This is a genomic window from Streptomyces sp. NPDC041968 (genome assembly GCF_055589025.1).
Window position 1 is genome coordinate 388,753 of sequence record NZ_JBVJCB010000002.1, and the last position, 20,679, is coordinate 409,431.

Sequence of the window (20,679 nt, forward strand, 5' to 3'; positions counted from 1 at the left end):
ACTCTTCGGCAGCCAGCCCCGTCGCCCGTCCTGCGTCTGCTCTGGCTTAGAACCCCACTGCCGAACCTCCCGGTGCGCGCGTCCGCAGCCGACGCCTTCACCGAGGTACTGCTTACTGACTGCACTGCTGGGTACTGCGAACTTCACTTGCGGGTACTGCTCACGGCGGCCCCTGATCACTGCGGGCCACCCGGTCCGGTCGTCAGCCCCGTCACCGTCCTGCAACCCTGGCTCCGGAACTCCACCACCGCACCGTCCTGCACACTGCAACTACTTACTGCTGCCCGGCAGTTCGTGTCTGCCAGGCCCTGCTGTCTCTCTGGCTACGAGAGAAACCATAACCACACCACTGCCCAATGTCTACTCCAGCCAGCACAGGTTTTCTGCGTGTTCGACGAGGAGGTATCGACCTCGAGCAGCAATAAGGGCGCCAGATGGAGTCGCCGCCCAGACCGAGGAAGGCCAAGAGCGCCATCGGGAGACCGGACGGCGCACACGCGAGGCGTCGCGGTCTCGTTGGCCCGCGCGGCCCCGGCCGCGCGGGCCAAGCGATGTCATGGCTGCCCGCCCCCTGAGCCCCGAGGGCAGGCCGTCACGGCAAAGCGACGGACCAGGGGGAGCGCGCTGCCTGCTACTAGGGGCGGCGACTGGTGGCGTGCCCACCGGGGCCGCCGGACAGGACGATGCGGACCGTGACGTGCTTGCCGACCGGCTCCCGCTCGGTGGACAGGGTTCGGCGACCGCCTTGACGATCTCCAGCCGTGCTGGCCGATCCGGTCGCAATCGGCGGCCCGGACAGCGTGCACGATGTGGTCGCTGCCCCGCACGACAACGTCCACGGCGCGGGCGTGGATGCGCAGTCCCAGCAGGACCAGGCCGGGCAGGCGGAAGACGCTGAACGTCACTTCTGGTGGAACCCGAGCTGGTGGTGCAAGTCGGCGTCGCGTCGCCCGCGATGCCTCCGGCCGGTGGGGCCATTCCGCACGCTGGTGCCACGCCAGCTCCGGCCTCTCCCCCGTCGGCCCCGCCTGACGCCGCCGCCGCACTGAGTGACTTGTGCAACTGTGATGCGAAGGTTTGCGTGTGGTCGGGTTTCGGGGGTAGTTGAACGCCCTTAGCCGGGTTGCTCAGGACGAGGGTGGCGGTATGGAGCCAGTGGTGCGCGAAGACGAGGATCAGTCGCTGGCCGGCCGTCCCCTACTGTCCGCGGTCGCCCTGGAGGGCGGGGAGCGGATCGGTGAGGCCCGGGATGCGGCCCGGCGTTTCATGATCGGGGTGCAGGCCGTTCACGGGATCCCGGTGTCGGAGCGTGCGATGGGCCTGGCGGAGCTGGTGGTCAGCGAGCTGGTGACCAACGCGCACAAGTACGCGCCCGGCCCGTGCCTGCTGGATCTGGAGGTCAGCGACGGCGCTGTGGAAATCAGCGTCTGGGACAGCGATCCGGCCCTGCCGGTGCCCCAGGAAGCCGATCCGCACAGGGTCGGCAAGCACGGCCTGGAGATCGTGATGGCCGTGTGCCGCAGCTTCGAGATCCGCCGCGAGCCGGTGGGTAAGCGCGTCAAAGCCACCATCGTGCTGGCCGACGATCCCGGCGGACACCCGGCAGGCCGGCTGATGTGACCGGCCCGGTTACCAGCCGCTTCCCAACCGCCGGTGCTGCACCTCAGTGCCCTGATGCCGCGGCACGGGCGCGGCGGCCCCGCCGACGCGCAACACCCTGAGCGCGCCCCGATCCCGGCTGCGTCCGCGCCGCCCAGACCGCCCTCCCCCCTGCCCAAACGCGCCGAGCACCTGGCCGCCCAGGGCGTCCTGCCGCACTGGCTGCCCGCCGCCGTGCACGCCGAACTGTCGGCCAGCCCCCAAGGGAGGGCTGCCAGTGCTGGAGTCCCTCCCATGGTGGTGCATCCGGATCCGGCGCGCTGGCCGGCCCGCCGCAGCCGGGCACTCTGTCCAAGGTCGACGGCGGCGGTCGCGTACAGGGAGCTGGCCGGCCAGGTGCCGGGTCCGTCTACAAGGTCAAGGGCAGCTTCAAGGGCCGCGTCGCCACCGGCCTGGCCTCCACCGCCAAGGGCGTCGCCCCGGGCGCCCCCATCTCCGCCAACGGCCCCAGCGACGTCCTTGGCGGGCAGCACCTGCTTCCCAAGCGCTCCACACCCGACCCTCACCACTACCCCTACGTCCCCAAAAGCCCGTCCTCTCGGCCTGCTGGCGGCCAGCAGTGGCCTCTCTTGCTTCGCCCGACAAGCCAGTCACAGAGCCCGCCATCACGACCAGGAAGGCGACCAGCTTGCCCTCCCACTGGCGGACGCTCCTCCTGCCACGCAGGGGGTCCGTTCAGTGCGTGCGCTGTGTCCGAGCTGGCCGCCCCTCCACGCACTCGGCCCGGGGGCCCTCTGCGTGGAGGTCCCCGGGCCGCAGCGGGCCGCAGCGCCTTCGAGGCGCGCGGACCGGTCAGATGATGGTGAGTGTGCTCGCGCCGTCCAGTTGGGTCAGCCCAGCCGGGGTGAGGCAGGGGGTGAGGTTGGTCAGGTCTGGGACGATGGCGACGGTGACGTTGACCAGATGGCCGGCGTAGCGGCCGCTTTGCACCGTGCCTACCGACGTGTAGACCTGGGTCAGGCCGGCGGCGCTGATGTCGACGCCTGTGACTTGCACGGTGGACTGCTGGGTGCTGCCGTCGACGAGGCGCCAGACCAGCTTGGCGGTCGCGGTACTCGGGAACGCAAGGCACGTGGCGTTGGGGATGGTGCTGCCTTCGCTGTAGGTCACCGAGGTGACGCCGTCGTTCACCGGGCAGGAGCCGTACGATCCGTTCGACGCGTAGGTGACGGTCTGCGGGACGAGCTGCTTGAGTCCGGGGCTGTATGTGGTGAGCTGTTGGCCTACACACGTGATCGGTGGGGCGGCCGATACCGTTCCGGCCCACAAGGGGCACGAGAGCAGGGCTGCGAGGGCGGCGATGGCCACTCTGCTGAGCTGGCGTTTCATGATTTCCCTCTCGTTTTCGTGCCCCCTGGCCGCCAGCGCTACCGGTCTTCTGTGCTTCTCCGCCTCTGCGGGTGTGAGGGGTGAGGCCGAGGTGAATGCGGCCTGGGGGCGACCCTCAGTCTGCGCCGCTCCCCACTGCACAGACATGGCCCGACAAGGGGGTGGCAGCACCCCTCGTATGGAGGGCGCGCGCACCCCCCACGACGGGTCACCCAGGGGGTGAGTCTTTCGCACCGTCCCAGTCGGCATCGGCACGTACGGCGAGGTGTCCGGTATCAGCGTGCGGCGCAGTCGGCTGCCGTCGTTGCCGTTGCCGGCGACTACTCCGGGCAGCCACTGCTCCATGGTGTCGTCCAGGCTCAGCGTGCCCTCACCGACGAGCTGGAGCGCGGCCACGGCCGTGAAGGTCTTGGTGTCGCTGCCGATGCGGTAGTAGGCGTCGAAGGGCACCCGGCCCCCGTCCTTCAGGCTCGCGGTGCCGGACCGGGCCTGCGTCTCGCGCCCGGCCGCGTCCCGGGCGAGCACCGTCAGCCCGGTGGCTCCCGTGTCCCGTACCGTGTCCGCGTCCCGCTGCAGCCGTGCGGTTCTGGCCCGACTTTCCGTGGCGAGATGACAGTGGGTGTCGTCAGCCGTATGGGATTGGGTGCGCGGAGAGTTCTGCGGCCATCGCCTTCGGAGGATCGATCGTCCATGTCGCAGTACCCTCCCTGACCAGCGCCCTGGCGGAGACGCTTGTGGACCTCGCCTGGGGCACGCGCTGTACGGGTTCGCGCGGTGGGCCGACGACATTCGTCGAGAGTGCAGATGATGATCACATGGATCAGGACGATGCGGTGAAGGCACCGGAGGGTGTCGCCGCGTGGTGGATCGACTGTCGGACATCCAGCGTGGAGACTTCCGGCGGGTGATCGAGGCAACGACGGCGGCCGAGACCGATCCCGGCCGCCGTGAATTCCTGGAAGCGTTCCCGGACGGCTTCGGTCTCGTGGAGTAGCTGTCAACCGGCTCAGGTTCGGGACGCGAGGAGAACTCGCTTCCTCGGGAACGCAAAGCCGAAGCCGGGCAGCCGGGCAGATTGGCGCCGTCCAGAAGCGCGTTCTGTCGCCGGACGTACTCGGACAGTCGCAACGACGGATGGCGAAACGGGTCTTCGAACCATGCACGCTCCGGGCTCTCCCACCAGTTCCGCAGCCACCACGGCCGAGGGTTCGGTACAGCCCGCCGGCCGGCCAGCTTGCGAGGGCGTACGGTCGGCGAGGCTCCGGCGGCCGACGAGCGGCCGCCGGTCAGGCACTGCTCAGACCAGCGCCTTCTTGTAGAAGATGCTGGAACGCCGGTCGCCCTCCACACCGGTGGCGAAGCCGATGAAGAGGCGCGCCTCACCGGCGTCGGTGCGGTAGATCGCCAGGCCCTCGGGCTCGCGGTGGTAGAGGGTGGAGCCGGCCTTGGTGAGGGCGGGACCCTGCTGCACGGTGCCCGTGTTGATGTCGACGCTGGTGACATAGGAGTTGCCGTCACCTGTGGGGGTGCCGTCGCCCGGGTACGCGTCGCCCGTCAGGTAGTACATGTACGAGCCGTACAGGGTGTAGCCCTGCGGCGTGCCGGGGATCGTCGGCTGCTTGAAGTCGACCAGCGGCGCACCGAAGTCGCGCGTCCTGAAGGCGGAGAGCGGGTACACGGCGATGCGCCTGCCGGCGCTGGTGTGGTACCGCACGATCATGCGCTGGTGGACCGGGTCGACGGAGCAGGTGTACTCGGTGGCGCCCGGGATCGGCCGGTGGGCGACCGAGGCGGCCGGCGAGCCGAGGGTGGCGCCGCCGACGTAGTCGATGGGGGCCAGGGCGGTGCCGTAACCCCCGGTGTTGGCGGCGCACTCGATCCACAGTTCCGTGCCGGAGCCGCTCGGCAGCGCCGCGAAGGCGACGCCGTGGCCGAAGCCGTCGAGGTGCATGTACGAGAGGTGGTTCCCGTCGAAGTCCATCTTGTTGATGCACAGGTCACCGGCCGAGTCGGGGCTTCCGCTGTGCTTGGTCGCCACGAAGAGGAACTTGTTCACCCAGTCGAAGGCGAAGCTCTGCTGGACCCGGGCGCCGTGCGTGTTCTTCGAGCGGAACAGGTCGTACGACGGCTGGGTGAGATCGAACCGCTGGGTGGCGGGCACGGCGGCGGAGGCGCTCTGCGCGCCGAGTCCGAGCGCGGGGAGCGGGGCGCCGGCGCCGGTACGTATGAGGGCGCGGCGCGAGAGGGGGGAGCCGGGAGAGCGGTTCACGGGTGAGTCCAGGGCATGAGCGGTGCAAGGGACACGAGATGTTGTCCGTCGCCCCGGTGACGCGACGGGCCGGACCGGCGGAGGGAGTTGGGGGCCGGGCCTCCGGTCCCCACGGCCGGCACCCCACGCCGCTCGGTCAGTTGCTGTTCTCGGGCGCCACCGCGCACTTCCGCGTCGAGTCGTACGAGAGTTGCGGGCCCGGGCGACCCGCGTGGACTCCCACGACCGGAGCCTCGACGCGACGCGGCCGCGCGCCATGGTGCTCAGCCACCGCGAGTGGGTCGAGGTGGACCGAGGCCGTGAGATCCACCGGCACGGCCGGCGGCGGCTCTTCGCGGAGTCCGACGCCGTGGTGTGTCCCGTCACCCCGACCCCCGCGTTCCCGCACGACCACCACCCCGATCCACGAGAGCGCCGGATCGACGTCGACGGCGTCGCGTATTCGTACTTCGACCAGCTCGTCCGGGCCGGGCTGCCCACGATGCCCGGTCTGCCCGCCACCGCGGTCCCTGCGGGCCGCTCCCCCTGAGGGACTGCCGGTAGGAGTGCAGACCATTGGCCCGATGTTCGAGGACCGTACCCCGCTGCGCCTGGCCGAACTGCTCGACCAGCCATCCACGAGGTGGTCGAGACCCCGCAGGTGGCGGTCGTGGTCGACGTCATGCGTGCGTTCACGGTGGCCGCCTGGGCTTTCGGCCTGGGTGCGGAGAAGATCGTGCTCGCCGGGTCGCCGGACGAGGTCCGGGCGCTCAAGGGCCGGCATCCGGACTGGGTGGCGATCAAGGACGGTCCGCCCGCGCCCGGGTTCGACGCCGTCAACTCGCCGGGCTTGCTGCGCTCCTTCGACCTCGCTGGGCGGACCGTCGTACAGAAGACCACGGCCGGGACGGTCGGTGCCCTCGCGGTCAAGGACGCGCCGCTGGTGCTGTGCACCGCGTTCGTGGTGGCCGAGGCGACGGCGTCGCTTCTGCGGTCGTCCGGGTCGGGCAGCGTCACGTTCGTGGTCACGGGCGAGGACGGGCGAGCCGACGAGGACCTGGCGTGCGCGCAGTACGTCGCTCGCCGGGCCACCGGGGCGGCGGCGGATGCCGCGGAGTTCCTCCGCCGCGCCGCCGCTTCGCGTGCCGCCGCCGAGCTGACCGCGGGCGTGCGCCGGGGAGCACACGCCGATGACGTGGCCCTCTGCCTCGAGATCGACCGCTTCCCTTTCGCCATGGTGGCGGTCGCGGAAGGGCCGCTCATGGTCCTCCGCCCGCGCACCGTGCGGTGACGACTCCGACCGAGCGGCTGGTCCGGGGGACGGCCCACCGTCCGTGCCACCGCTCACGCTCTCGGTACGCTCGCGTGCATGGGGTTGGACATCACCGTGCTGATCGCCGACTGGGCATGGCTGGGCGGCGTCCCGCCGAGGGAGCGGCTGTCACGGCTGCGGGAGGCCTGGTACGCCGACGAGACGGGACTGTGGGACGACGGCGCGCCGGCCCCCGAAGGGGACTGGGTGTGGCCACGGGGGCGCCACAGCGCCTCCTTCGCCGTCTACGAGTTCCGGGGCACCCTCGGCTCGTTCAAGCCGCACTTCTGGGCCGTGGAGCGCTGGGAGTCCGTGCGTCACCGTGCCGACCCGCCGGTGCGGACCGCGGTGGACCCGCTGCTGCTCGGGCTGGTCCGCGAAGGGGTGGACGACACGAGCGGACACGCGCGACCGGGGTTCTTCGGTACCGACCCCGCCGCCACCCGCGGTCTGCTGCTGGCCCATCCGCCCGACGGTGTGCGGGAACTGGCCGCCCGGTGGGACGGGGCCCGGCGCCGGCTCGGCGGGCTGCGTGCCGCCTTCGACGAGCACGCCGCCGCTCCCGGCGGGTGGGTCGGCGACTTCGACGGGTTCACCGGCCTGCTGACCGACTGGGGTGACGTGCTGTCCGAAGGCGCCCGGCGGGGCTGGGGGGTCGTGGGCGTGAGCGGGTAACGCGTGGTCCGGCACCCGTGCCGTCCACCGCCTTCCCTCAGCTCGATCCCAATGCCCATGGTGCGCAAGGCTAGTGGCCACCTCCGACAGGCCGGACGCGGCGCCCGTACCGCCTGGCCGTGCCGCTGAGGCGGCGGGTGGGAGGGCGGACGGCGGTCGCACGCCAGGGTGCGGTGGTCGCCGAGTTGCTCCCTCCGGCAGGGGCCCACTGGCTCCAGGAGAAGGCCCGCGAGGTCCGCCAGGGGTTCATGGACCCGAAGCAGAAAGCGGCGTTCGAGGAGTTCCTCGCCCGGCAGAGGCACTGAGCGGCGCCCCTCCTGCCGTACGGCGCTGGGCGTGGGCGGCACCCGGTCACTGCGGGCAGCCGCCGGCGCAGAGCACAGCGACCGTCCCGCCGACGCCGTCACCGGCCGCTGAGGGGACGATGTGGCTGATGGTGACCGCGGGGATCCCGCCGGCCTCCCGGGGCAGGGAGGCCGCCACGGCCTGGGGGACGAGGGCGGAGAAGGCCGCGGTGGTCATGAGGACGGCTGCCACCACGCGCTGGCACGGACGCATCAGGACTCCTCGATCGGTGATCGGCCGACGACGTACGGCGGCCGGACGTCTCCCCGGCCGGCTGGTCGAGGGCGGGGGACGAGAGTACGGCGGCTCTCCGTGCGCCGCGCCCGCTCCCGCCGGATTCAGGACATGGCGCTCTTCCGCTCGCCGTCGCTCAGGGGCGGGCCCTGCAGTCGCGGCTTCTTCGGGCCGAACAGCATCGGTAGGAGCATGTCGGGCGAGAACAGGCGAGTGGGTCGCTTCTCCAGGCTCATCACATCCAGCAGGGCGCCCAGTGCACGCGGATGGGCGGCGCCGGTCTCGACGGCACGGTCGACGTAGCGGGCCAGCAGCCGCTCGGCTCCGGTGAGCGGAGTGTCCGTCGCACCGGGGTAGAGGGCGTCCTGTCCCACCGCCAGGTCCCAGGCCGCGCCGACCGGACGGGCCACGGCGCGCTGGAGGCGCCTCGCGGTGCCGGGGGCGGTGATGCTCGTGGTCCTGAGGACGGCGCGTACCGCTAGGGCACACTGCGCGCCGACCGTGAGGCCGTGGCCGTACACGGGGTTGTAGCCGGCGACGGCGTCTCCCAGGACCACGAACCCGGCGGGCCACTGCCTGGCCTTCTCGTAGTAGCGGCGGGTGTTGGCGGTGGACCGGGAGGTGGCCACGTCACCCATTGGTTCGGCCTCCTCGAGGAGTTCGCCGATGACCGGGTCGCCGAGGCCTCGTGCGAAGTCGACGAAGGCCTCGGGGTCGCCGCTGGGCTCACCGCCCCGCGTGCCGGAGAGGGTGACGATCCACCGGCCGTCCTCCACGGGCAGGATGATGCCGCCCCGGCCCGGCGCCTTCGCGGGGTTGGCCTGGACGTTCACGATCGGAAAGGCCAGGTCGGCGGTGGTGTGAGGGGCGCGGAAAACGCGGGTGGCGTAGGTGACCCCGGCGTCCACCGTCCGTTCGGCGGGCTGCGGCAGGCCCAGTTCCGCCAGCCAACGCGGGGTGCGGGAGCCGCGCCCCGAGGCGTCGACGACCAGGTCGGCCGGCAGCGTCGACTCCCCGTCGCCGTCACGGACGCGGACCGCGGTGACGCGGGTGTCGTCGCCCGCCAGTCCGAGTGCCGTGGTGTCCTGCCGCAGGGTGATGCGCTGGTCGGCGAGGACATGTGCGCGCAGCACGGCGTCCAGCAGATCGCGGGAGCACACGAGGTTGCGGTGGTGAGTCGCCAGGAACCGCCTGAACCAGACCTCGTTGGGCGCCCGGGAGACCATGTCGCCCATGATGTGCGCCAGGCGTCCGCCGCGGGCGACGACCTCGTCGACACTGCCCGGCAGCAGTTCGCCGAGGGCCCGCACTCCCCCGCTCCACACGAGGTGCGCGTGCCTGGCCTGCGGAACGCCCCGGCGGGCTGTCGGTCCGTCGGGCAGGACGTCACGCTCGACGAGGACGACGTCGGCGAACTCCGCGAGGGCGGCGGCGGCGAACAGGCCGGTCGCGCTGGCCCCGATGACAACGGCTGTGGGGCGGCTCGTGCTAGGAGGCATCTGTGTTGGCGCTTTCTGTTCTGGTCACCCGTCGAAGGATGCCGTCGATGAGGCGGGGGTGCCGCAGGCTCTGGGAGATCTCGTCGATGTGGTCGCTGACATCGGCGCCCAACTGCTGCTTCTCGAAGGTCACCCGGGCCGGCGACTCGTCGCGGTGGGCTTGGAGGGCCGCCCGGACGGTCACGGCCCCGGCGAGACCGCGTGCCCCGGCTTCGTCGAGGCCGGGCGGCGCGGCGTCCCGCGCCCGCCGATGGAGGTCCCGGTCCAGGTAGGGGGCCAGGATGCGCAGGGCGTCGTGGATCCTCTGCTGGCGCTGTACCAGGCGCAGGCCCAGGGGCATCCGGCGCCCCCGGGCGGTGACGGGCGACGGCACCACGTCGCGCAGGGCCGACCACAGCGGGCGCAGCTGCCGGTACTCGCGCCGCTCGCGCAGCCGGTTCTGCACGGAGGGCCCGACCTGGGGCACGATGAACCCGACGGCGACGAGGATCGCTTCCAGGAGGGCGAACGGCGGTGCGACCCGGGTGCTGAGGCCGTCCCAGTCCTGGCCCGACCAGCGCGCACCGAGCGCGAGCGCCTTCGCCGCGTCGAAGAGGACGCCCGAGGCGAAGCCCATCTGCAGGCAGACGACACCCGACTTCAGCCAGCGGTTCTCGATCCTCGGCCACCACTTCCACAGCATGTAGGTGGCGACCAGGGACGACACCATGTGCGCGAGCAGGTACAGCAGGATGTGCTCACGCATCCAGGGCGTGCCCGCGTAGTAGGTGTCGAGGTCGTAGATCCGTGGTTCCGGCACGTCGGCGAGCAGGAACGTCGTCCACAGGCCCACGACGACCCCGGCGTAGATCCAGTAGACGTTGCGCATCCGCTGCCGGCGCCGCGGGGACGGCTCCTCCCTCCACCGCATGATCATCGTCAGTCCGGTGGCGCAGAAGGCGGTCAGGAAGCTGTACGCCCAGGGGGACGCGATGTTCGGTACTCCGGTCAGCTCGTTGAGACGGTCGATGTTGGCCGGCGTGATGACCACGAGGACGACGGTGGCGAAGCTCAGCAGCAGCGTGGTGGCGCGGACATCGGGGTCGCGCCAGGCCCGGACCAGGGTGGGGAACTTGAGCACCAGAGCGAGCAGGAGCAGCGCGGTGGGGACGGCGTAGGGGATGTGGAAAGGGGTGTTCACAGGATGCGGCCGCCGCGGTTGAGCAGCGAGAGGTTGATGCGTCCCTCGACGGTCGCGGCGCTGACCGGCCCCTCCGCGTAGCGGCCCTTCATCCAGGAGCGCACTTCCCGGCCGAAGAGCAGGCCGAAGGTCTCCGCCTCCACCTCGTGGCGCGAGACCGTCTCCGCTCGTGCCGCCACGGTGAGGACCGCCTCGCGCGGTACTTCGCTCGGCGCGAGGATCTGCTCGACGGCCCGGCGGACGGCCTCGGGGTGCTGCCGGGCGGTGAGGCTGCGGGCGGCGCCGTGCAGCCCGGCTATGTGGTGGCCTCGGTGCTCTTCCTCCTCGTGCCAGAGTTCGTGGCCGAGGATGACCAGTTGGGCCAGGGGGGCGGTGTCCTCCTCGACCACGATGATGGAGCGGTCCCCGAGGTCCAGTCGGGCACCCGACACGTCCACGTCGGCCATGTCCTTGGGGAACCTGCTGAATCTGAGGTCGATCGGCCGTCCCTTGCGGACGCTCATGGCCCGGCAGAACTCCCGCATGACGTCGCGTGGGTCGGCCGGCCGGCTGAGTGTCCTCGACGCCTCCGCACCCAGGGCGCTCAGCAGTGACCTCATGGCTTTGCCGCTCATCGCCCGCCGTCTCCCCCCTGAGGCAGCACCGACCTCAGAACTCCTTCCAGGAGGCGCTCCAGTTGCGCCCGTGGAACCGACCCGTGCATCCGCAGGTCCGAGCTGACCACGCCGTACCGGTCCAGCAGTGCCGCGACCGGGTCCACCTCCTGCAGGGCCGCCTCCGGGCCCAGGTGCGGATGCTCCAACTTGCGTGCCAGTGAGCGCAGTACGCGTGCGAGCGCCTCGTCGGCCGGCGCGGTGAAGAACGACTCCCCGCCCTCCACGCCGAAGAATCCCACCAGGTGGTGCAGGAGTTCCACGTTCGGCGTCTTCCTGCCGTCGCAGACCGCGCGGGCCCATACGTCGGAGATGCCGGTGCGTGCGGAGACCTCGGCGGCCAGATCCCTCATGATCGTGCCGTGGCGGCGCAGGTGGGCGTCGCTGAGCGCCTTGATACGTGCGCGGACCCGTTCGTTGACCGTGTCGTCGGGCGGCCTCCCGCCTGCAAGCAGCTCTCGGATGACGCTCTCGGGCAGGGCCGTCGTGGCCGCCAGCACCGGGGGATCGAGGAACTGGGCACGCGTCAGGCCCCGCTCTTCGATGGCTCGGTCCAGGCGCCGCACGGTCCGGGCCAGCGAGGTCTGCGACTCCAACGATGTGCTCCCTGATGGCCGAGGCGCCGGAACTGCGTGGCAGCGTACGCACAACTCCGCACGGTGACAACGATCGTTTATCGGCCATCAGCGATCGTTGACCGCCTCACCCACCGTGCGCGTTACGGCCGTTGCGGCGCCGTTCCGCTCCGAAATGGTGGCGCCCGCGACCGGGTCCGTCCCGCCCTGAGGCTTTCCCGCGGTGGGGCTCGTCGCCGCAGGGGGTCAGCGCAGCGCCTGCGGGCCGATGACCGCGAGGAGGCGCAGTCGCTCGTGGCTCTCGCCGCCCGGTACCGCGGTGTAGACGACGAGGCGGTGCGACTGCTCCGGGTCGAGGAGTGTCTGGCAGTTCAGTTCGAGGGCGCCGACCTCCGGATGGACGAAGCGCTTGACGTGGTGCGGACGGACACCGACCTCGTGCTGCTCCCACAGGACGCGGAACTCGTCGCTGCGGGCTAGGAGCAGTTCGGCGTATTCCGCGGCTCGGGAGCCCGGGCCCCGCAAGGTGGCCACTTCCCGGAGGCCGGACGCGAACATCCGGGAGAGGAAGGCGTGTTCCGCCGGTGCGTAGAGCTCGCGGGTCACCGGGTCGGTGAACCAGCGGTAGCCGATGCTGCGCGCCGGGCCGGTGTAGCGGGTCGTGTCCCCGGTGAGGGCGATGCCGAGCGGGGTCTGCCGCAACGTCTCCCCCAGCTCGGTGACGACCTCCGCGGGTGTGTCGCCCAGCCGGTCGAGGACGCGCAGCAGGCCGGGGCTGATGTGCTCACTGACGGCACCCGTGCCCCGGACGGGCGGGGCGTGACCGGCGAGACGGAACAGGTGGTCCCGTTCGTCGAGGGAGAGGTGCAGCCCCTGCGCCATCGAGGCGATCATGGACTCGGACGGCTGCGGACCGCGCCCGCGCTCGATGCGGGCGTAGTAGTCGGTCGACATGTGGCACAGCTCGGCGACCTCCTCCCGACGCAGGCCGCTGGTTCTGCGCCGCCGTCCGCGCGGGAGACCGACGTCCTCGGGTTGCAGCAGCTCCCGTCGGCGCCTCAGGAACGCCGCGAGCCCGGCCCGGTCGATGTCCATGCGTCTCTCCCTCTCGTACCGATCCTTTTGTAACGCGTGACCGAGCGCTCATCCACGGATCGTCGATCCCCCTCTCCGGCGCCGCCGGTCGCCGGCGCCGGGCGGCCGGCCCGCGTACGCCCCGTCCCCCGCCCCTCGGCTGACCGCAGCCCGGACCCGTTCATCAGTGGATCGAGAGGTCCTGGACAGGCCCGGTGGCCGGGGACACCTTGGGGGCGACGACATCGTGAGGGAGTGCGCCCATGCCACACCGAGACACCGACATCAGCGTTCCCGATCTGACCGGGAGGCGTGCCGTCGTCACCGGAGCGAGTGACGGGATCGGGCTCGGCATCGCCACGCGCCTGGCCGCCGCCGGCGCGGAGGTCGTGATGCCGGTCCGCAATCCGCGCAAGGGTGAGGAAGCGGTCGCCAGGATCCGGGAGCGGTCGCCCCACGCGACCGTGTCACTGCGCGCCCTCGACCTCTCCTCGCTCGCCTCCGTCGCGGAATGCGGCAAGGCCCTGCTGGACGAGGGCAGCCCCGTCCACCTCCTCGTCAACAACGCCGGCGTCATGACCCCGCCCCACCGGCAGACGACCGCCGACGGCTTCGAGTTGCAGTTCGGCACCAACCACCTGGGCCACTTCGCCCTGGTCGGCCACCTGCTGCCGCTGCTCCGTGCCGGCCGGGCCCGCGTGACGTCCCAGATCAGCGTCGCCGCGAACCGCAACGCCATCAACTGGGACGACCTGGGCTGGGAGCGTTCCTACAACGGCATGCGCGCCTACAGCCAGTCGAAGATCGCCCTCGGTCTCTTCGGACTCGAACTCGACCGGCGCTCCCGAGCGGCGGGCTGGGGCATCACGAGCAACCTCTCCCACCCCGGTATCGCGCCGACGAGTCTGCTCGCCGCCCGCCCCGAGGTCGGCCGCGCCGAGGACACGCTGGGCGTACGCCTGATCCGTGCCCTGTCCGCCTGCGGCATCGTCGTCGGCACGGTGCACACGGCGCAGCTGCCCGCCCTGCTCGCCGCCACGTCCCCCGAGGCCGTCGGCGGGGGCTTCTACGGGCCGAGGGGACCGGGGCACATGGGTGGCCCGCCGGCACCGCAGAAGCTGTACGGCCGTCTGCGCGATGCCGGGGAGGCACGGCGCGTCTGGCGGATCTCCGAGGAGCTGGCGGGCGTTCACTTCCGGGGATAGGGCGTGGCGGGACCGATGAGGTCCGCGGCGGTCCGGTCCCCGGCAACCGGATTGACGGGGCGGCAGGCCGGATCGGCGGCGACGGACCGGATTGACGGATTGGCGGCGGGGTGACGTGGGCAGGGAGGCAGATGGTGTCATGAACGCGACTACCTTCCCCCACAAGGAGGTCGACCATGCACGTCCGCACCTTGACCGGCGGCCTGGCCGCGACACTGCTGACGTCCCTGTCCCTGCTCGGTGGCCAGGCCTTGGCCGCCGTCCCGTCCGAAGGCTCCGCGCCCCCCGCTGCCGCCGCCCGGGTCCTCACCTATGACGCGAGCGGCGCCGCGGAGTTCAGGTCCGCGGTCGATCGCGGCGCGGCGATCTGGAACGAGAGCGTCGACAACGTGGAACTCCGCCCGGCCGCATCCGGGCAGCGCGCCAACATCCGCGTCCTGGCGGACAACGGCTGGCCGCGCGCCCTGCCCGGCTCCCTCGGCAACGGCACCGTCTACATCGGGCGCCAGGCCGTGAACCAGGGGTACAACACGGTGCGCATCTCGTCCCATGAACTCGGCCACATCCTGGGCCTGCCGGACCGCAAGCCCGGCCCCTGCTCCAGCCTGATGTCGGGTTCCAGCGCGGGCGTCCCCTGCACCAACCCGTACCCCAACACGGCCGAGAAGGCCGAGGTCGAGGGCAACTTCTCCGCGACCTCCCGGGCCTCGGAACCGGCCCCGAGGCCCGTCCTGGTCGGAGACTGACCGAAGACTGCGGGAGCAGCCGTGCACGACGCGCGCCTCACCTCGTGACCACGGGGTGGGGCGCGCCGTTCCGCGACGCGCCGGCAGGTGTCGTCGTCGTCGGTGAGTGGCCCATGGCCGGTCCTCACACCGAACCGCCCCGGGCGGAAACGTATTCTCGTGCTGACCACGACAGCGAGGGACGGTCCACGTGGCAGCCAGCACACCGCAAGCGGAGCAGACCCGGACGTCGCTGAGCGCGCAGGCCCGGGAGGCCGTGCGCCGGCGCATCGTGGACCGGCGGTACCCGATGGGCGCACGTCTGGTCGAGCGGGAGGTGGCCGAGGAGCTGAGGATGTCCCGGGTGCCGGTCCGCGAGGCGCTGCGGGCGCTGGTCGCCGAGGGGCTCCTCGAACTGCTCCCGCACAGCGGCGTGCGCGTACGCCGGCTCGAGCGGGCCGACGTCCGGTACCTGTACGAGGTGTGGGAACCGCTGGCCGTCCAGGCGTCGAGGCTGGCAGCGCGACAGGTCGCCGCCGCGGACGGTCCGCCGCCGGAGCTGACGGCGCTGCACGCGTCGCTGTCGCGAGCCGAGGAGGCCGCCGACCAGGACGAGGGCGCCCGCGAGGTGGCGGCGCACACGGAGTTCCACGAGCGGATCGTGGCCCTGTCGGGGAACCCGCTCCTGACCCGCACCATGGAGCAGCTCGGCTGGCAGCTGCAGTTGCTCTTCGGGATGCGCGCCGAGCCCGCCCACATGCGGGCCCAGCACGCGGAGATCTTCCGGCACATCGCCGCGGGCGACGACGAAGCGGCCGCGGCGAGCACCTTGCTGCACGTCCGGGACAGCCGGGCCGTGGCACTGCGCTCCCTGTTCGGGGACACCTCTTTGTATACCAAGTAAGTCGCGGCGTCCGACCATCCCCCTCCGCCACGCGTCCGAACCCCCACAAAGTCTCCGCACTGTCGACCTTTACGCCACGGTCTCCGGCCCTGCGGCACCTCACCCTTGCCGACCCGTGCTCCTTGGTATACAAAATGACGCCAGTATCTCCCGTGACTCCCCCTGTCCGGGTGGCTGTCGATCGCCTCCAGGAGCCCGCATGTGCGTCGAACCCTCCGAGCCCCCGTCCAGCAGGCTGACCCGGCGGGGCGTGCTCGCCGCGTCGGCGGCCCTCGCCGGCACCGCGGCCGCCCTCGGAGCCGCAGCCCCGGCGACCGCGGCGGCGCATCGGCGTCCGCCGCGCACCGGCGACCTGGTCGTCGAGGGCGGCACCCTGCTCGACCCGGCGACGGGCGAGGTCACCGAGGACGCCGTCGTGGTCGTCCGCGACGGCGTGGTGCGTGCGGCCGGCGCCCGCGGCCGGACCAACGTCCCGGCCGGGGTCCCGCGGCTGGACGCCCACGGCCAGTGGGTCCTGCCCGGTCTGATCGACGCGCACATCCACCTCAACACCGCGGCGGAGGCGCGAGAGGCGGTCGGCAAGGGCGCCACCAGTGCGCGCAGCGGGTCCACGAACTTCTTCCAGGACATCGCCGTGCGGGAACTGGCCCGTCGGGCGCCCACCCTGGCGCCCCGGCTTCGGGCCGCGGGAGTGTTCGTCACACCGGACCTCGGCGACACCGTCCTCGCCGACCCGGCACTCACCGGGCTGGCCGGTTCGAAGGACGGCGTGCGCACCCCCGAGGCCCTGCGCCATGTCGTACGGACCAACCTGGCTCGCGGCGCGGACGTCATCAAGACGCGGGTGAACGAACGGGCCGGACTGCCCGACCAGGACCCGCTCACGCAGGTGTACTCGCACGCGCAGCTCAGCGAGGTGGTCGCGGCCGCCCGTGCCGGTGGCAGCGGCGTCCTGTGCCACAGCTACAGCGAGCGCGGCTGCCACGACGCGGTGACGGCGGGCATCCGCTCCCTGGAGCACGGTGTGTTCGTCACGGAGCGCACGCTGCACGAGATGCGCCGCAGGGGTACGTGGTTCACCCCCACCCTCACGGCCATCGCGGGCCTCGCGATGTCGGCGGATCCGGTGCTCGCCGAACGGGGCCGCACCTACCTGCCGGTCCTGAAGCGGGCGGTGCTCGCCGCGCACGAGACCGGTGTGCCCCTGGTGGCCGGCACCGACTCCTCCGGCGGCTCGGTCGACCCCGTCGGCCGCGAGGTGGAGCTGATGCACGCGGCCGGCCTGTCACCGCTCGACGCGATCCGCACGGCCACGACCCAGGCGGCGAAACTGCTCGGCCTGGAGGGTACGGCGGGCCGGCTGACCCGCGGTCACGCGGGCGACCTGATCCTGGTCGCCCGCGACCCACTGGCCGACCTGGGCGTGCTCTCCGCCCCGACCCGCGTGGTGCGTTCGGGCATCCCCCACTGACCGCGTCCCGCGTCGAACGGCGTGGAAGACGACTGCACCGACCCCCGCCCCTCTCACCCTCCTGGAGAACGGCATGACTCCGCCCTTGACCCGACGCCACGTCATCGCGGGCGCGGCCTCGCTCGGCGGCACCGCCGCCCTCGCCTCCACCACGGCACAGGCCGGACAGACGGCACCGGACCCCGCCCGCTCCGCGCGGAAGGCCGTCGTCTTCCGCGACGTGCGGCCCTTCGGCAGGCGGGACGCGGTCGACCTGACGGTCATCGACGGTCGGATCTCCGACCGGCCCGCGCCCCGGGGCGCGAAGGTGGTGGACGGTGCCGGACGGATGGCCCTGCCGGCGCTCGTCGACGCGCACATCCATCCCGACAAGACGAGTTGGGGCGGCACGTGGGTGTCGCGCCGGCCCGCGGCCTCCATCGCCGACTACTGCGCCCAGGACGTCGACCTGTACCGCTCCCAGCGGCGCCCCGTCGGGGAACGGGCCCACGCCCTGATGGCGCACGCCGTGACCCGCGGGACCCGCGCGATGCGGGCCCACGCGGACGTGGCGCCCGCCTACGGTCTGGCCGGTGTGGAAGGCGTGGCCGAGGCCCGGGAGCGCCTCGCGGACGCGCTGGACGTGCAGATCGTGGCGTTCCCCCAACACGGCGTGGTCCGTACCCCCGGCACGGCTCAGCTGCTGGCGACCGCGGCGCGCGAGGGTCTGGTCGACCTGATCGGCGGCATCGACCCGATCAGCTTCGACCAGGCACCGGAGGAGCAGCTCGACCTGGTCTTCGATCTCGCGGACCGGCACGGCGTCGGGGTGGACATCCACCTGCACGACCGCGACGAGAAGGGCACCCGGGTGCTGCGCGGCATCATCGAACGCACCCGGGCCCTGTCCCTGCGGGGCCGGGTGACGGTCAGCCACGTCTTCTGCCTGCCGTTCCTCGCCGAAAGCGAGCTGCGGTCGACGGCCGAGGACCTGGCCGAGCTGGACATCGCCCTGACGACGGTCGCGCCGAACGAGTCCCTGGTACTGCCCGTGACCACGCTGCGCGAGCACGGGGTACGGGTCGGGCTCGGCTCGGACGGCGTGCGCGACTCCTGGAGCCCCTTCGGGAACGCGGACATGCTCCACCGCGCCCATCTGCTGGGCCGGGTCACCGACGTACGCCTCGACGAGGAGCTGTCCTCCTGCTACACCACCGGGGCGCACGGGGGCTCCGACGTGATGGGCCTCTCCCGGGCCGACCTGGAACCGGGTTCGCCGGCCGACTTCGTGCTGCTGCGTGGCGAGTGCCTGCCGCAGGTCGTGGTCGACATGCCCCAGCGCGACATGGTCGTCCACGGAGGCCGGGTGGTCGCCCGCAACGGCGAGCTGCTCTGAACGGGCCCCCGGAACCCACGCCCCGCCCCACGGACGACGGACGGCACCGGCTCGCACCGGCCGCGATGGTGCGGTGCGGTGCGGTGTGTTCCAGGGTGTCGGGGCGTCGGGACATCAGGGCGGAAGCCGGTGGGCCTCCTCCGCGTCGAGGGACGCGAGTCCCTCCTCCCAACGCCGGCGGCGCTCGTCCTCGCTCTGTTCCCACCAGGGGGTGCCCCGCTCCCCCAACGCGATCTTCGACCGGTGCACCCTCGCCCGCGCATTGCGCTCGGCCTCCGGGTCGCCGGCGGTCGTGGCCGAACGCACCGCGCGACGGGCCGACATGAGGTGACGCCGCAGCCGGGCCGCCGTCTCCTCGGGTACCGATGGGTCGGTCGCCCGCCACTTGCGTCCCCGCACGACGACGAACCGGCCGTCGGGGGTCTTGTCCGGCGGCTTCTTCGCTTCCACACGGGCCATCCTGCCCCGCGCTTCTCGACACCACCGGCACCGACGTGCCCGCCGGCCCGGTGCTCGACAGGGTCTTGAGGGAACCTAGCCGACAGCGGCGTCCTCCACCGTCTCGCGCACCTTCAGGATGGTGTCGACGCCGGTGAGTTCCAGGATCCGTTGCAGTTGGGCCGTCGGCGCGGCCACGCGCAGATCGGTGGCCAGGTGGCTGTGGATCAGGAGGTTGAGAAGTGTCGAGTCCGCGAACGCGATCCCGGAAGCGTCCACGACCACCTTCTCGTGCTTGGCCGCCGCCACCTCCATCGCCTCCGCCAGCGGCGTGATGGAGTGCATGTCGTAGGAGCCGTTCGCTACGACGACCCACGCGCCGTGCCACTCGTACTGCACCACCGCCGCCCCGCCCGCAACGCGCACGCCGGTCGGTACGGCCGGCATCCCCCGCTCACCGTCGGCATCGACCGCTCGTCCGTGTGTCGCGGCCTCTGTTCCGGCCTCGTCGATAGACACCCTCGGGTCCCTCCTGTGATTCTCCCGTGGGGGATCGCGCCATCCATTACGCGAAAAGTATGTCACGTATTCTGCATCAGGCAAAGATGGTCCTACAATGCTGTGCATGGTTGGAGTATCTGAGTCGCACAGCGGATGGACGTTCATCACCAACCACGCGCGCGTACTGGCGGCCATCGCCGACAACCCGAACATCCGGATCCGCGACATCGCCGCCCACTGCCGGCTCACGGAGCGCGCCGTCCAGCGGATCATCTCCGATCTGGAGCAGAACGGTTACCTGTCCCACACCCGCGACGGGCGCACCAACACCTACCGCATAGACCCGGACAAGGTCCTGCGTCATCCGGCCGAGGCGGGCCTCACCGTGGCCTCACTGCTCTCCCTGCTGGTCCAGGACGAGACCGACCGCATCGGTCAGACGGGCCCGCAGTCCCTGATGGACGCCAGCAGCGCCCGCTGACGACCGTCCGGCAGGGCCCCCGCCGGACCGGCCCTCACCCCCGGTTCCGGGCGGACCGTCGACAGGCGGCTCCAGCTGCGGGAGTACGTCCCCGCCCCCGTGACCACCGGGCGGCGACCACCCAGAAGCGGTCGACCAGGCTGCCGGCGGCGCCGTCAGGGCGGGGGAGAAGACCACCGCGGGCATCGCGGCCAGCGGTGCCGGGCCGGGGCCGTCGGGCATCTCGGTGGCGAACCCGGACATCAGCCACGGTCCCGCTCCCCCGCCGGCTTCGGGTGCGCCGAGGAGACGAAGAGGCAGAACGGATGACCCGAGGGATCCGCGAGGACGTACAGCGGCTCCTCCGGATCGTCGGAGCGGTCGAGCAGGAGTTCCGCACCCAGCGACTCGGCCCTCAGACGCTGGCGCGCCAGCGCCGCGGAGTCCGGCACGGTGAGATCGAGGTGCGCCTGCATCGGAACGTCGTGCAGCGGCCACGTCGTGCGGGGGAGCCGGTCCACCCGCTGGAAGGCGAGGCGGTTCGTTCCGTCGGGCGTGCGCAGTACGAGCCAGTCGGGTGTGTCCGGCGCGCCGTCGGCCGGGGGCTCGTCCCCCGGCCGGTACGTCAGACCGAGCAGCTTCCGGTAGAACTCGGCCAGTTGCCTGGCATCGGTGGTGTCCAGCACGGTCTGCAGCAGCCGGGGGCACTCGTCCATGGATCCTCCGCGTCGCCTGTGTGTTCCGCCCCCCTGCCGGTTCCCCGTCGGAGGCGTTACCCACACGGCCGGACCGTCGGGCGTCCGGGGAGGGCGCGGCC

Annotated in this window: 22 protein-coding genes and 1 pseudogene; 12 read left to right on the forward strand and 11 right to left on the reverse strand. The window is 72.0% G+C overall.

Features of this window, described 5'->3' with window-relative positions:
- Window positions 1–1,158 precede the first annotated feature (1,158 nt).
- A complete protein-coding gene (locus ACZ6EG_RS06835) occupies window positions 1,159–1,620 on the forward strand; it encodes an ATP-binding protein (protein ID WP_469602279.1) in 462 nt (153 codons plus the stop codon).
- A gap of 831 nt (window positions 1,621–2,451) precedes the next feature.
- Here ACZ6EG_RS06835 and ACZ6EG_RS06840 read toward each other — a convergent pair.
- Window positions 2,452–3,513 (reverse strand): serine hydrolase, encoded by a 1,062-nt coding sequence (locus tag ACZ6EG_RS06840; RefSeq protein WP_469602283.1) that lies wholly within the window; start codon window positions 3,511–3,513, stop codon window positions 2,452–2,454.
- 334 nt (window positions 3,514–3,847) lie between these two features.
- Between ACZ6EG_RS06840 and ACZ6EG_RS06845 the strand changes: the two genes are divergently transcribed.
- Window positions 3,848–3,982 carry a hypothetical protein gene (locus tag ACZ6EG_RS06845; RefSeq protein WP_469602286.1) on the forward strand — a complete coding sequence of 45 codons (135 nt, stop codon included), beginning with the start codon at window positions 3,848–3,850 and terminating at the stop codon, window positions 3,980–3,982.
- A gap of 303 nt (window positions 3,983–4,285) precedes the next feature.
- Here the strand turns inward: ACZ6EG_RS06845 and ACZ6EG_RS06850 are convergent, their stop codons facing one another.
- Complete coding sequence (locus tag ACZ6EG_RS06850) at window positions 4,286–5,257, reverse strand: phage baseplate protein (protein ID WP_469602289.1); 972 nt, start codon at window positions 5,255–5,257, stop codon at window positions 4,286–4,288.
- Between the two features lie 137 nt (window positions 5,258–5,394).
- Between ACZ6EG_RS06850 and ACZ6EG_RS06855 the strand changes: the two are divergent.
- The 4 genes and pseudogenes from ACZ6EG_RS06855 to ACZ6EG_RS06870 all read left to right on the forward strand — a co-directional run.
- A pseudogene (locus ACZ6EG_RS06855) lies at window positions 5,395–5,895 on the forward strand (amidase family protein); the annotation flags it as partial.
- Between the two features lie 23 nt (window positions 5,896–5,918).
- On the forward strand, window positions 5,919–6,527 hold the full coding sequence (locus tag ACZ6EG_RS06860; protein ID WP_469602658.1) for a 2-phosphosulfolactate phosphatase: 609 nt from the start codon (window positions 5,919–5,921) through the stop codon (window positions 6,525–6,527).
- A gap of 78 nt (window positions 6,528–6,605) precedes the next feature.
- A complete protein-coding gene (locus ACZ6EG_RS06865; RefSeq protein ID WP_469602292.1) occupies window positions 6,606–7,223 on the forward strand; it encodes a hypothetical protein in 618 nt (205 codons plus the stop codon).
- Window positions 7,224–7,342: 119 nt separating this feature from the next.
- Window positions 7,343–7,528, forward strand: a complete 186-nt coding sequence (locus ACZ6EG_RS06870) for a hypothetical protein (protein WP_469602679.1) — start codon at window positions 7,343–7,345, stop codon at window positions 7,526–7,528.
- Between the two features lie 46 nt (window positions 7,529–7,574).
- Here ACZ6EG_RS06870 and ACZ6EG_RS06875 read toward each other — a convergent pair whose 3' ends face one another.
- The 6 genes from ACZ6EG_RS06875 to ACZ6EG_RS06900 all read right to left on the reverse strand — a co-directional run bounded on the left by ACZ6EG_RS06875 (window position 7,575) and on the right by ACZ6EG_RS06900 (window position 12,804).
- A complete protein-coding gene (locus ACZ6EG_RS06875) occupies window positions 7,575–7,781 on the reverse strand; it encodes a hypothetical protein (RefSeq protein WP_391968899.1) in 207 nt (68 codons plus the stop codon).
- A gap of 125 nt (window positions 7,782–7,906) precedes the next feature.
- The gene (locus tag ACZ6EG_RS06880) at window positions 7,907–9,301 is read right to left on the reverse strand and encodes an NAD(P)/FAD-dependent oxidoreductase (RefSeq protein ID WP_469602295.1); all 1,395 of its coding nucleotides are present in this window, start codon (window positions 9,299–9,301) and stop codon (window positions 7,907–7,909) included.
- Window positions 9,291–10,481: an MAB_1171c family putative transporter gene (locus ACZ6EG_RS06885; protein WP_469602297.1), complete on the reverse strand. Its 1,191-nt coding sequence runs from the start codon at window positions 10,479–10,481 to the stop codon at window positions 9,291–9,293. Before ACZ6EG_RS06885 ends, ACZ6EG_RS06880 begins: the two co-directional genes overlap by 11 nt.
- Entirely contained in the window at window positions 10,478–11,095 is a 618-nt protein-coding gene (locus ACZ6EG_RS06890; RefSeq protein ID WP_391968902.1) for a toxin, read from the reverse strand. Before ACZ6EG_RS06890 ends, ACZ6EG_RS06885 begins: the two co-directional genes overlap by 4 nt.
- Complete coding sequence (locus ACZ6EG_RS06895; RefSeq protein ID WP_469602299.1) at window positions 11,092–11,730, reverse strand: hypothetical protein; 639 nt, start codon at window positions 11,728–11,730, stop codon at window positions 11,092–11,094. Before ACZ6EG_RS06895 ends, ACZ6EG_RS06890 begins: the two co-directional genes overlap by 4 nt.
- Before the next feature lie 225 nt (window positions 11,731–11,955).
- Complete coding sequence (locus ACZ6EG_RS06900) at window positions 11,956–12,804, reverse strand: helix-turn-helix transcriptional regulator (protein ID WP_391968904.1); 849 nt, start codon at window positions 12,802–12,804, stop codon at window positions 11,956–11,958.
- 242 nt (window positions 12,805–13,046) lie between these two features.
- Here ACZ6EG_RS06900 and ACZ6EG_RS06905 point away from each other — a divergent pair, with 242 nt between their 5' ends.
- From ACZ6EG_RS06905 to ACZ6EG_RS06925, 5 genes are all read left to right on the forward strand, one after another.
- Entirely contained in the window at window positions 13,047–13,988 is a 942-nt protein-coding gene (locus ACZ6EG_RS06905; RefSeq protein ID WP_469602302.1) for an SDR family oxidoreductase, read from the forward strand.
- A 176-nt stretch (window positions 13,989–14,164) separates the two neighbouring features.
- The gene (locus tag ACZ6EG_RS06910; RefSeq protein WP_391968906.1) at window positions 14,165–14,734 is read left to right on the forward strand and encodes a snapalysin family zinc-dependent metalloprotease; all 570 of its coding nucleotides are present in this window, start codon (window positions 14,165–14,167) and stop codon (window positions 14,732–14,734) included.
- 190 nt (window positions 14,735–14,924) lie between these two features.
- Window positions 14,925–15,617, forward strand: coding sequence for a GntR family transcriptional regulator (locus ACZ6EG_RS06915; RefSeq protein WP_391968907.1), 693 nt, complete (start codon window positions 14,925–14,927; stop codon window positions 15,615–15,617).
- Window positions 15,618–15,816: 199 nt separating this feature from the next.
- Window positions 15,817–17,088: an amidohydrolase family protein gene (locus ACZ6EG_RS06920; protein WP_469602307.1), complete on the forward strand. Its 1,272-nt coding sequence runs from the start codon at window positions 15,817–15,819 to the stop codon at window positions 17,086–17,088.
- Window positions 17,089–17,161: 73 nt separating this feature from the next.
- Window positions 17,162–18,463 carry an amidohydrolase gene (locus tag ACZ6EG_RS06925; protein WP_391968909.1) on the forward strand — a complete coding sequence of 434 codons (1,302 nt, stop codon included), beginning with the start codon at window positions 17,162–17,164 and terminating at the stop codon, window positions 18,461–18,463.
- Between the two features lie 114 nt (window positions 18,464–18,577).
- Here the strand turns inward: ACZ6EG_RS06925 and ACZ6EG_RS06930 are convergent, their stop codons facing one another.
- A complete protein-coding gene (locus tag ACZ6EG_RS06930) occupies window positions 18,578–18,922 on the reverse strand; it encodes a hypothetical protein (protein WP_469602310.1) in 345 nt (114 codons plus the stop codon).
- A gap of 75 nt (window positions 18,923–18,997) precedes the next feature.
- On the reverse strand, window positions 18,998–19,348 hold the full coding sequence (locus ACZ6EG_RS06935) for an STAS domain-containing protein (RefSeq protein WP_469602313.1): 351 nt from the start codon (window positions 19,346–19,348) through the stop codon (window positions 18,998–19,000).
- 178 nt (window positions 19,349–19,526) lie between these two features.
- On the opposite strand from ACZ6EG_RS06935, the gene ACZ6EG_RS06940 reads away from it, so the two are divergent.
- Complete coding sequence (locus ACZ6EG_RS06940; RefSeq protein WP_391968912.1) at window positions 19,527–19,883, forward strand: helix-turn-helix transcriptional regulator; 357 nt, start codon at window positions 19,527–19,529, stop codon at window positions 19,881–19,883.
- A gap of 242 nt (window positions 19,884–20,125) precedes the next feature.
- Here ACZ6EG_RS06940 and ACZ6EG_RS06945 read toward each other — a convergent pair whose 3' ends face one another.
- Window positions 20,126–20,578, reverse strand: coding sequence for a VOC family protein (locus ACZ6EG_RS06945; RefSeq protein WP_391968913.1), 453 nt, complete (start codon window positions 20,576–20,578; stop codon window positions 20,126–20,128).
- Window positions 20,579–20,679: the final 101 nt, after the last annotated feature.